Here is a 10053-nt window from a genome sequence, read left to right on the forward strand (position 1 = left end):
CGGCACCGGGCCGGCCGTCCCGGCGGGGTGCTCGCCGCGACGGCGAGCACCCCGCGGCGTCCCGGCGGGGTGCTCGCCGCGACGGCCGGCCCGCTCCCGCGCCGGGTCGCCGCCCTGCTGGCCGACGAGCGGGCGACGGGTCACCCGCGGGTACGGTCCGGCTTCCGGGGCCGCCGGCTGATCGCCGCGGCCCTGCTCGCCTGCGTCGCCTTCTCGGCGGCCGCCGCCCTGGACGCCGCGGCCGATCTGCACGAGTCGGTGGAGGTGGCCCAGGGGGAGGCGCCGCGCTGAGGGCGGCGGGAAGCAGCGCGGAAGCGGCGGGAAGCGGCGGGAGGGGGCCGGGGCGTCAGGCGCCGCCGGGCTCGTGCCCCGGGCGTGTGCGGGGGCCGGCGCCGCTCCCCTGCCCCGTGCCGACCGTGAACCCGAGCACGGCGCCGCCGCCCGGGCGGCCGGCAGCGAAGGCATGGCCGCCGTGGGCGGTCGCGATCTCGCGGACGATGGCCAGGCCCAGGCCGGAGCCGGGCAGTCCACGGGCGCCCGCGGAGCGGTAGAAGCGGTCGAAGACCCGGGTGAGGTCCGCCTCGGCGATCCCGGGGCCGCGGTCGAGCACCTCGAAGCGGGCGCCGGTGACCTGGACCTCGATCGGCTCGGTGCCGCCCGCGTCGAACTTGGCGGCGTTCTCCAGCAGATTGGTCAGCGCCCGGTGCAGCGCGGCGGACCGGCCCTCGACCACCGCCGGGGCGGCGGTCCGCACGGTGATCTCGCGCCCGGTGCGGCGGCGGGCGGAGGCGGCCGCCTTCTCGGCGACCTCGGCCAGGCTCACGTCCGACAGCGGATCGTCGTCCCGCTGCCCGGCGGCCAGGTCGACCAGCTCGTTGACCAGATCGCTCAGCTCTCTGGCCTCGCCCGCCAGGTCGGCGAGCAGCTCCTCGCGGGCGTCCGGCGGCAGCTCGTCGAAGCGCTTGAGCAGCGAGATGTTGGTCCGCAGCGAGGTCAGCGGGGTGCGCAGCTCGTGCCCGGCGTCCTGGACGAGGCGCTGCTGGTCCTGGACGGCGCTGGCCAGCCGGCCGAGCATGTCGTCGAAGGCCCGCCCGAGCCGGGCCACCTCGTCCCGCCCCGCCACCGGCACCGGGACGTCCAGCCGCCCGTGCTCCGCCACGCTCTCGGCGACCGAGGTCAGCCGCACCAGCCGGCCGGTGATCCGGCGCGCCAGCCACCAGCCGCCGGCCCCGGAGAGCGCGATGACCGCGGCAGCCAGCAAGGCGGTGCGCTGCTGGAGCGCGGAGAGCAGGTCCTCGGTCTCGCTGAACTTCTGGGCGACCTGGACCGCCCCGCGGCCGCCGCCGAGCGCGACGGTCGCGACGTGGTAGACGTCGTCGCCGATGTCCGCCTCCCGCTCCGCGGTGTGGCCGGCGCGGGCGTCCCGGGCGACCCGCTGCTCCGCGGCGCCGGCCGGCAGGGCCGGGCTGCCGCGTTCCACGATCCGGCCGCCGGCGCCCAGGATCTGCACATCGGTGCGGGTGGGCCGGGTGAGGTCGTCGCGCGGCCCGTCGTGGTCGGGGTCGGACGAGGCGTAGTCGCCGGGCGCCAGCGGCTTCTCCTGCACCTGGGTGCGCAGATCCCCCACGACCTCGGAGAACACCGACTTCTCGTCCACCCGCACCAGCCGGGCCGCCGCGTCGTAGCTGAGGAAGCCGACGAGGACGGTCACCGCGGCGGCGCCGGCGGCGAAGGCCACCGCGAAGGCGGTGCGCAGGCTGGCCGGCTTGCGGGTGCGCAGCCAGGCGGCCTGCCCTCCGCTGCGCCAGGACCGCAGCCGGGAGGCCAGCCGGGCCCGCAGCCGGGCCCGCGGGCCCCGCCCGGTCCGGGCGCCCGGACCGCTGCCGCCGCTGCCGGGCCCGGCCACCTCAGTCCTCCCGCAGGACGTAGCCGACGCCGCGCACGGTGTGGATCAGCGGGCGGCTGCCCGGGACGTCGACCTTGCGGCGCAGATAGCCGACGTACACCGCGAGGTTCTTCGAGCCCGGCCCGAAGTCGTAGCCCCAGATCCGGTCGTAGATCGTCGAATGGTCCAGGACGATGCCGGCATTGCGGGCCAGCAGCTCCAGCAGTTCGAACTCGGTGCGGGTCAGTTCCAGCTCCCGCTCCCCGCGCCAGGCGCGCCGCGAGGGGCCGTCGATGCGCAGGTCCGCCGCCTCCACCACACCGCTGTCCACGGCCCGGGCCTCGTCCGCCTCCCCGCCGCCGTCGGCCCCCGCGGGGCCCTCCGTCCCGGCCGGGGGCGCCGAGGTGCGCCGCAGCAGCGCCCGCAGCCGGGCGAAGACCTCCTCGACCTCGAACGGCTTGACCACGTAGTCGTCCGCCCCGGCGTCCAGCCCGGCGATCCGGTCGGCGGTCTCGACCCGGGCGGTCAGCATGAGGATCGGGGTGCGGTCCTGTTCCGCGCGCAGCACCTGGCACACCTGGAGCCCGTCGATCCCCGGCATCATCACGTCCAGCAGGATCACATCCGGCCGTTCGCGGTGCGCGGCGGCCAGCGCCTGGATCCCGTCCGCGACGGCGGTGACCCGGTAGCCCTCCAGGGTCAGGGCACGCTCCAGCGCGGTGCGGATGGGGCGGTCGTCCTCGGCGAGCAGCACGGAATGGGTCACGCGGGCCAGTGTGCCAAGGGCCCGGTGGTGCGACGGCGGGCGGCCGGTCCGGCAGCGGGTTTCTTACCCGCCTCTCACCCGTGGTTCTTACCGGGCTCTCACCCTGGCCACGCCATGGACTTACCCCTTGCCGCCACGGTTGCCCCCGTGCCGGACGGAACGGCACGACGACCGGGTCGCGAGGGGACCGGACGGTCCACACGACTCGGCACCTCGGGGAGAGCACCGCACCGCATGAAGATCACCCTGCTGCTGCACAACGCGTACGCCATCGGCGGCACCATCCGCACCACCTTCAACCTCGCCGCCGCACTCGCCGACCGGCACGACGTCGAGATCGTCTCGATGCTGCGGCACCGCGAGGTCCCGCGGTTCACCCCGGACCCCCGGGTGCGGCTGGTGCCGCTGGTGGACACCCGCGTCGGCAGCGAGGACATGGCCGACCCCCGCTTCGGCGAGCCCGCGCAGGACTTCCCGCTCTCCGAGAAGCGCCACCACCAGTACAACCGGCTGGTCGACGTGCGCGCCGCGGAGTTCCTGCGGGCCACGGACGCCGACGTGCTGATCGGCACCCGGCCCGGCATCAATGTCTACCTGGCCCGCTTCGGCCCCCGCCGGGCCCTGCGGATCGCCCAGGAGCATCTGAGACACGACGCCCACAGCAAGCGGCTGCGCGCCGAACTCGCCCGCCACTACAGGTCGCTGGACGCCCTGGTCACCACGACGGAGGCGGACGCCGCCGTCTATCGGGCCCGGATGCCGCTGCCGGGGGTACGGGTCCTGGCGGTGCCCAACATCGTGCCCGCGCCGGACGGCCCGCCGTCCGAGGGCACCGCGAAGGTGATCGCGGCGGCCGGCCGGCTGGTCCGCGGCAAGCGCTTCGACCTGCTGATCGAGGCCTTCTCGGCGGTCGCCGCCAAGCACCCGGACTGGCGCCTGCGGATACACGGCGGCGGCGCCGAGCGGGAGCGGCTCCAGGGGCTGATCGACGGCCTCGGGCTGGGCCGGCAGGCGGAGCTGACCGGGCCGCGCTCGCCGATAGAGGCGGAGTTCGCCAAGGCCTCGATCGTCGCCTCGGCCTCGGACGCCGAGTCGTTCGGCATGACCCTCGTCGAGGCGATGCGCTGCGGGGTGCCGGTGGTCAGCACCGACTGCCCGCTGGGCCCCGCCGAGATCATCGACAGCGGCCGGGACGGGCTGCTGGTGCCGCGCGGGGACGGCCAGGCGCTGGCCGGCGCCCTGCTGGAACTCATCGAGGCCCCCGAGCGGCGCCGCGAGATGGCTGGCGCCGCGCGGCAGAGCGCGCACCGCTACGACCCGCAGCCGATCGCCGAGCGCTACGCACTCCTGTTCCAGGACCTGCACTCGACGCGCCTCCGCCGGGCCCGGCAGCGGTTCCTGGGGCGCCTGCGCACCCGTGCGCGGCGGCTGCTGCGGCGGGCCCTGCGCCGCTGAGGCGGCCGCCCGCCGACGCCGCACCGGCGCACTTGACCCGCCCGGTGCGCCGTCAGTTCATCCCGTCCGCACGGAATTTCCCGACCACGATCTGGCGCCTTCCGGTATCGACATGCTGAACTGCTGGAAACTGCTGGAACGAAACTGAATCGCGGAAGACGGAAACGCCGGATCCCGGCCACACCGCATTGCGGGAACACAGCAGTTCGGGATCACAGCGGTTCCCGATCACGGCGGCGGCAACGGACGAGAACACCGGAACACACGTGCGCTGGGGCACAACGGCGCACAAAGGCAGGAACTCCACCACACGCCGCAACACGGTTGCCGCTTCGAGCAGTTGACGCTTCGAATCCGCAGGTCCGATCGGCAGGAGGCCGTTCATGCTGCACGGTGTCGATGTCAGCTCCTACAACTCCTCATATTCCACCGAGGGGTTGGACTTCGTTTTCGTCAAGGCCACCGAAGGCCGTTCCTACATCAATCCGCACCAGTCCGCACAGGCGTCCCAGGCCCGTAAGGCGGGCTGCGTGGTCGGTTTCTACCACTTCCTGTGGCCGGGAAATATCGCCGCCCAAGCGGAATACTTCGTCGAAAAGTGCGCCTCGGTCCAGGGTGATCTCCTGGCCTGCGACTGGGAGCTCACCGGCGACGGGACGTATGCCGGCAATGCGCAGAAGGACCAGTTCCTGCGCGAGGTGAAGCGGCTGCGCCCCACCCACCGCGTGCTGCTCTACTGCAACCGCGAATTCTGGCTGCAGCGCGACACCACGTCCTACGCCGCCGACGGCCTGTGGATCGCCGACTACGTCTCCGCCGGGCACCCGCGGATCAAGGCCGCGTGGCGCATCCACCAGTACACCGGCTCCCCGCTGGACAAGGACGTCGCGAACTTCACGAGCAAGGCCGCCCTCAAGACGTGGGCGCACCCGGCATAAGGTTTTCCTACCGGCACGCCCCTTCGCGCCCCCCGGGAGGCGCACGCACGCGGCTCACGCACGCTGCGTACGCCTCGCGGAACAGCGTGTCACACGGGAGCGCGCCACCGGCACCGTGCGTCACGACAACGGCACGACGCACCACGAGAGACAGAGGAGCAGCCGTGACCGACCCGGCGTCCAAGGCCCTGCAGCAGGAGATCGCCCGGGATCTCCAGGTGACCGCGTCCTTCGACGCCGAGCAGGAGATCGAGCGCCGGGTGGCCTTCCTCACCGCCCGGCTGACCTCCACGGGGCTGCGCGCCCTGGTCCTGGGGATCAGCGGCGGCGTCGACTCCACCACCACCGGGCGGCTCTGCCAGCTCGCCGTGGAGCGGGCCCGCGCCGCCGGGCACGACGCGGCCTTCTACGCGATGCGGCTGCCGTACGGCGTCCAGGCGGACGAGAAGGACGCCCGGCGGGCGCTGGAGTTCATCCGCGCCGACCGGGAGCTGACCGTCGACGTCCGCCCGGCGAGCGACGCGGCGCTGGCGGCCGCCGTGGAGGGCGGGCTGGTCTTCCGCGACGCCCACCACCAGGACTTCGTGCACGGCAACATCAAGGCCCGCCAGCGCATGATCGCGCAGTACGCGGTCGCCGGTGCCCACGGCGGCCTGGTCGTGGGCACCGACCACGCGGCCGAGGCGGTCTCCGGCTTCTTCACGAAGTTCGGTGACGGCGCGGCGGACGTGGTGCCGCTCACCGGCCTGACCAAGCGCCGGGTGCGCGCCGTCGCGGCGGCGCTGGGCGCCCCGGCGGAGCTGGTCCACAAGGTGCCGACCGCCGATCTGGAGACGCTCGACCCGGGCAAGCCGGACGAGGACGCGCTCGGCGTGAGCTACGACCGGATCGACGACTTCCTGGAGGGCGAGCCGGTCGACGCCGCGGCCGCCGAGGCCATCGTCCGCCGCTACCGGCTGACCGAGCACAAGCGGGCGCTGCCGATCGCGCCGTGAGGCCCCGGCGGCGGGGGCGGAGGGGCTGACGCGGCGGGGCGCCGTGCGGCCCCGCCCCCGCCCGTCATGCCCTGGCCAGGGGATCGTCACCGTCCCGGTGCTACATCGTGGGCCGGAGCGGGCATGCATGCGGCCATGGGAAGCCGCGAAGTGCGATCGGAAGATCAACTGTCAGTGGGGCCGCCTACGCTCCGGGGCATGGGTGACGCAAACCTGCGCGAACTCCAGACCGCGCTGACCACCGCCTCCGACCTGGCCTCGGCCCTGCGGTCCGCGCCGAACCGGCGCGACGCCGACCAACTCGTGCACGTCCTGCGGCAGGCGCTGACCGCCGCCGGCTCGCTGGGCGCGCAGACCGGCCCGACCGGCTGCGCCCTACACCCGCACGGCGCGGTCGACCCGCTGTACGGCGACCCCGAGGACCCCCTGCCGCCGGGCTACGGCAAGTGCCTGCTGTGCAACGACCGCCGGCGCCGGGCCGACGCCCACCCCCTGCACGCCCGCCCGCACGCCCGGCTCCCCCCGCGCTGGCGGCGCCGGATGAACGCCTGAGCGACCGCCGGCGGGCCCCGGCCCGGCCCGCCGGACTACCATCCGCGCATGCGACCTGCCAGATACAGCGATGAGGACCTCGAACAGCACTCCCTGCGGCGGCGGGTGTCCGACGACGGGCAGCGCTCCGGGTTCGAGCACGACGTCGACCGGATCCTGTACTCCACGCAGTGGCGGGCGCTGGCCGGCAAGAGCCAGGTGGTGGCGAGCGCCGAGCTGGGCGCCTACCACACCCGGCTGACGCACTCGATGAAGGTGGCGCAGCTCGGCCGGCGGATGGCGGAGCGGCTGGAGCGGCGGTACGGCGGCCCGAACCCGGCGCTCGTCGAAGCGGCGTGCATGGCCCACGACATCGGCCATCCGCCCTTCGGGCACGCCGGTGAGCTGGCGCTGCGCGCCACGATGGACGAACTGCACCGCGCCGACGGCGTGCTGGACAGCTTCGAGGGCAACGCGCAGACCCTGCGGGTGCTGACCTTCCTCGCCGCCCACAAGTACCCGGGCCACCGCGGGCTGCACCTGACCCGCGCCTGCCTGGACGCCGCCACCAAGTACCCCTGGGAGCGCGCGCCGGCCGACCGGGATCCGGCGCGCCATGTGAAGTGGGGGGTCTACGTCGCCGACCGGGAGGCGTTCTCCTGGGTGCGGGCCGGCCGTACGGACACCGCCGTACCGGTCGAGGAGCAGGTCATGGACTGGGCCGACGACGTCACCTACGCCTGCCACGACGTCGAGGACTTCTACCGCACGGGCCTGATCCCGCTGGCCGCGCTGTTCCCGCCGGACGGCGCCGCGGGCGGCGAGACCGAGCGGGAGACCGTGCGCTTCCTGGACTACGTGCAGGCCAAGCGGGCGCGCGCGGGCGAGGCCTTCGACCGGGACGCGGCGCTGGTGATGATGGCGGACCTCGGCAAGCGGCTGGCGGTGCCCGCGCCGTACAGCGGCAGCCACGAGGACGCGGTCGCGGTCAACCGCCGCACCGCCGATCTGATCTCGTACTTCACCCGCGGGATCGAGCTGGAGGTGGGCGGCGCGGCCGCGATCCGCTACGGGGCGCGGCTGCTGATCCCGGCGGAGCGGCGGGCCGCCTGCGATCTGCTCAAGGAGCTGGTGTGGTGCTACGTCATCGACCGCCCCGCCCTGGCCACCCAGCAGCACGGCAAGCGGCGGGTGGTCGGCGAGCTGCTGCGCTGGAGCCATGACGCGCCCGAGCTGCTGCCGCCGGACCGCGCGGAGGAGCTGGCGCTCCACGGCGACCTGCTGCGGGCGGCCGCGGACCATGTCGCCTCGCTGACCGAGGACCAGGCCCTGGCGCTGCACCGCCGGCTGTCCGGCACGGGCCTGGGGTCGGTCAACGACAACGTGTGGCTGTGAGACCGGAGCGGCCCGGGCCGGTACCGCCGTGCGGCGGCCCGGCCCGGTGGCCGCGCGGCGGCTAGTCGCCGCCGCCCTCCCGCTGACCGGCCCCGCTCCGCGGCCGCTCCGCCCCGTCCTGCGGCGGCGGCTGCTTCTCCGGGCGCAGCGCGATCCGGCCCAGCACCGCCGCGACGAGCAGCGCGGCCGCCGCGACCAGCGCGTAGTCCGGTACGGCGTTGCCGAGCCGCCGGGCCCACTCCTCGACCCGGAACTCGGCGTCCGCGTCCAGGATTCCGGGCAGCGCGCTGGTCCCGTTGAAGCGCAGGAACAGCACGCCGATGCCGATGAAGAACGCCCCGGACAGCACCGAGGTGGTGTGCAGCCGCAGCCTGCCCAGGGTGAACTCGCGGCCCCGCAGCCAGCCCCGGGTGCCGAGCTTGCAGCGGTCCCACAGCAGGGCCAGCACGAACAGCGGCAGCGCCATGCCCAGGGCGTAGACGGCGAGCATCGAGGCGCCGTACACCGGTGAGCCGCTGACCGCGGTGACGGTCAGCACCGCACCGAGGATCGGCCCGGCGCAGAAGCCGGCCAGGCCGTAGACGCAGCCGAGCAGGAACGTGGAGACGGCGGAGCGGGGGGTGATCCGCGCGGCCGCGGCCTGCGCGCGGCGGGAGGCGAAGCCCAGGCCGAGGATCTGCGCCACGCCCAGGGCGATGACGATCCAGCCGCCGAGGGCGATCAGCAGCTCCCGGTGGCCGTTGAACAGCCGGCTGGCCGCCGTGGAGGCCGCGCCGAGCGGCACCAGCGTCGTGGCCAGCCCCAGATAGAACACTCCGGTACGGGCGACCAGCCGGCCGGGGGTCGAGAGGGAGTAGGCGAAGAACGCCGGCAGCAGCAGGGCGCTGCACGGGCTGAGCAGCGCCAGCGCCCCGCCGAGGAACGCCGCGAGGTAGCCGATGTCGCTCACTTGCCGGCCCCCTTGGCCGCGGGGTGGTCCTTGGCCGCCCGTGCGGCCTCGTCGACGGCCTGGGAGAAGACCTCCAGGGGCTGGGCGCCGGCCACCGGGCGGCCGTTGACCAGGAAGGACGGGGTGGACTGGACGCCCAGCTGGTAGCCCTCGTCCTGATCCTTCTTCAGCGCCTTGTCGGCGTCCGCGCTCTTCATGTCCGCGCGGAAGCGGTCGATGTCCTTGACGCCGCTGTCGCGGGCCAGGCCGACGAGCTTGTCCTCGGCGAGCGCGGAGCCCTTGCGGGTCTTGGCGTACAGCTGGTCGTGCAGCTGCCAGAACCTGCCCTGCTGTCCCGCGGCCCAGGAGGCGCGGGCGGCCCGCTCGGAGTCGGCGCCGAAGACGGTGAAGTTGCGGAACTCGATGCGCAGGGTGCCCGCGTCGACATACTTCTTGATCAGCTCGGGCTGGGTCTCGCGGGTGAACCGGCCGCAGAACGAGCACTGGTAGTCGGCGTACTCGACCAGCACCACCGGGGCGTCCTTCTTGCCGACGGCCAGCGGGTCGCCGTCCGCGCGGCGGGTGGTCCGCCGGGCGAGGTCGTCGAACATCTTCTGCTGGGCCGGGTCCTCCCCGGCCTCGGGCGAGGAGGAGGCCCCGGGCGCGGCCCCGGACGCGGTCTCGTTGCCGCTCTGTGTGGACTTGGCGATGACGACGCCGATGGCGATCACGGCGACGACGAGTGCGAGGACCGCGCCGACGGCGGCCAGTTTGCGGGTGCGGGAAGCGGATGCGGGCATGCGGAAGCTCCAGACGTACGGAGGGGGAATTCAGGCCGGGTGCGTCGGGGCGGCGGCCTATATCCGCAGTACGGGCAGGAGCGAGGTGTCGTCGACGGCGGGGGCGGCGTCCGTCGGTGGCCGGGCGAGCGCGTGCCGCGCCGGGAGGTCGGCGGCCCGCGGTCCGGAGCCGGCGGTGGCGGGGGCGAGGGGTTCACCGCGGTGCGGGGTGGGCAGCGGGGCGGACTCGTCGGTCCCCGGGGCGTGCCGGTTGGAGCAGCGCTTGGGCGCGGCGGCGACGGCGAGCGGCGCGCGGTCGTCGAGCCGCGGACCGCCGTGGGCGGCGGCCCGCCGCGGCGTGCCGGCCGGGTCCGCCGCGAT

At 74.6% G+C, this 10053-nt stretch carries 10 protein-coding genes and 2 pseudogenes; 6 read left to right on the plus strand and 6 right to left on the minus strand.

What is annotated here, in order from left to right:
* Positions 1-291, plus strand: a pseudogene (locus tag IEY78_RS33070) (M56 family metallopeptidase); the annotation flags it as partial.
* 55 nt (positions 292-346) lie between these two features.
* On the opposite strand, the gene IEY78_RS33075 reads toward IEY78_RS33070, so the two are convergent.
* Positions 347-1906, minus strand: coding sequence for a sensor histidine kinase (locus IEY78_RS33075; RefSeq protein WP_189104673.1), 1560 nt, complete (start codon positions 1904-1906; stop codon positions 347-349).
* Between the two features lies 1 nt (position 1907).
* The gene (locus tag IEY78_RS33080) at positions 1908-2651 is read right to left on the minus strand and encodes a response regulator transcription factor (protein ID WP_189104675.1); all 744 of its coding nucleotides are present in this window, start codon (positions 2649-2651) and stop codon (positions 1908-1910) included.
* 234 nt (positions 2652-2885) lie between these two features.
* On the opposite strand from IEY78_RS33080, the gene IEY78_RS33085 reads away from it, so the two are divergent.
* Positions 2886-4106 carry a glycosyltransferase family 4 protein gene (locus tag IEY78_RS33085; RefSeq protein WP_189104677.1) on the plus strand — a complete coding sequence of 407 codons (1221 nt, stop codon included), beginning with the start codon at positions 2886-2888 and terminating at the stop codon, positions 4104-4106.
* A 52-nt stretch (positions 4107-4158) separates the two neighbouring features.
* Here the strand turns inward: IEY78_RS33085 and IEY78_RS33090 are convergent, their stop codons facing one another.
* Entirely contained in the window at positions 4159-4491 is a 333-nt protein-coding gene (locus IEY78_RS33090) for a hypothetical protein (RefSeq protein WP_189104679.1), read from the minus strand.
* On the opposite strand from IEY78_RS33090, the gene IEY78_RS33095 reads away from it, so the two are divergent.
* From IEY78_RS33095 to dgt, 4 genes are all read left to right on the plus strand, one after another.
* Entirely contained in the window at positions 4490-5044 is a 555-nt protein-coding gene (locus IEY78_RS33095; protein WP_189104681.1) for a GH25 family lysozyme, read from the plus strand. The two genes, IEY78_RS33090 and IEY78_RS33095, sit on opposite strands and share 2 nt — an antisense overlap.
* Positions 5045-5208: 164 nt before the next feature.
* Positions 5209-6039, plus strand: coding sequence for an NAD(+) synthase (gene nadE / locus IEY78_RS33100; RefSeq protein ID WP_189104682.1), 831 nt, complete (start codon positions 5209-5211; stop codon positions 6037-6039).
* 198 nt (positions 6040-6237) lie between these two features.
* On the plus strand, positions 6238-6591 hold the full coding sequence (locus IEY78_RS33105; protein ID WP_189104684.1) for a hypothetical protein: 354 nt from the start codon (positions 6238-6240) through the stop codon (positions 6589-6591).
* Positions 6592-6639: 48 nt separating this feature from the next.
* Positions 6640-7965 carry a dGTP triphosphohydrolase gene (gene dgt, locus IEY78_RS33110; protein WP_229700326.1) on the plus strand — a complete coding sequence of 442 codons (1326 nt, stop codon included), beginning with the start codon at positions 6640-6642 and terminating at the stop codon, positions 7963-7965.
* 61 nt (positions 7966-8026) lie between these two features.
* On the opposite strand, the gene IEY78_RS33115 is transcribed toward dgt, so the two are convergent.
* The 3 genes and pseudogenes from IEY78_RS33115 to IEY78_RS33125 all read right to left on the minus strand — a co-directional run.
* On the minus strand, positions 8027-8914 hold the full coding sequence (locus IEY78_RS33115) for a cytochrome c biogenesis CcdA family protein (protein WP_189104686.1): 888 nt from the start codon (positions 8912-8914) through the stop codon (positions 8027-8029).
* Positions 8911-9693: a DsbA family protein gene (locus IEY78_RS33120; RefSeq protein ID WP_189104688.1), complete on the minus strand. Its 783-nt coding sequence runs from the start codon at positions 9691-9693 to the stop codon at positions 8911-8913. Before IEY78_RS33120 ends, IEY78_RS33115 begins: the two co-directional genes overlap by 4 nt.
* Before the next feature lie 57 nt (positions 9694-9750).
* Positions 9751-10053, minus strand: a pseudogene (locus tag IEY78_RS33125) (hypothetical protein); the annotation flags it as partial.

The sequence above is a fragment of the Streptomyces kronopolitis genome (genome assembly GCF_014646275.1).
GTDB lineage: Bacteria > Actinomycetota > Actinomycetes > Streptomycetales > Streptomycetaceae > Streptomyces > Streptomyces kronopolitis.

What these genes read in the sequence shown, in the direction of transcription:
- IEY78_RS33085 (WP_189104677.1), top strand. Translation starts at nt 2,886, where the DNA reads ATGAAGATCACCCTGCTGCTGCACAACGCGTACGCCATCGGCGGCACC.
- IEY78_RS33095 (WP_189104681.1), top strand. Translation starts at nt 4,490, where the DNA reads ATGCTGCACGGTGTCGATGTCAGCTCCTACAACTCCTCATATTCCACC.
- IEY78_RS33090 (WP_189104679.1), bottom strand. Translation starts at nt 4,491, where the DNA reads ATGAACGGCCTCCTGCCGATCGGACCTGCGGATTCGAAGCGTCAACTG.
- IEY78_RS33105 (WP_189104684.1), top strand. Translation starts at nt 6,238, where the DNA reads ATGGGTGACGCAAACCTGCGCGAACTCCAGACCGCGCTGACCACCGCC.
- dgt (WP_229700326.1), top strand. Translation starts at nt 6,640, where the DNA reads ATGCGACCTGCCAGATACAGCGATGAGGACCTCGAACAGCACTCCCTG.
- IEY78_RS33120 (WP_189104688.1), bottom strand. Translation starts at nt 9,693, where the DNA reads ATGCCCGCATCCGCTTCCCGCACCCGCAAACTGGCCGCCGTCGGCGCG.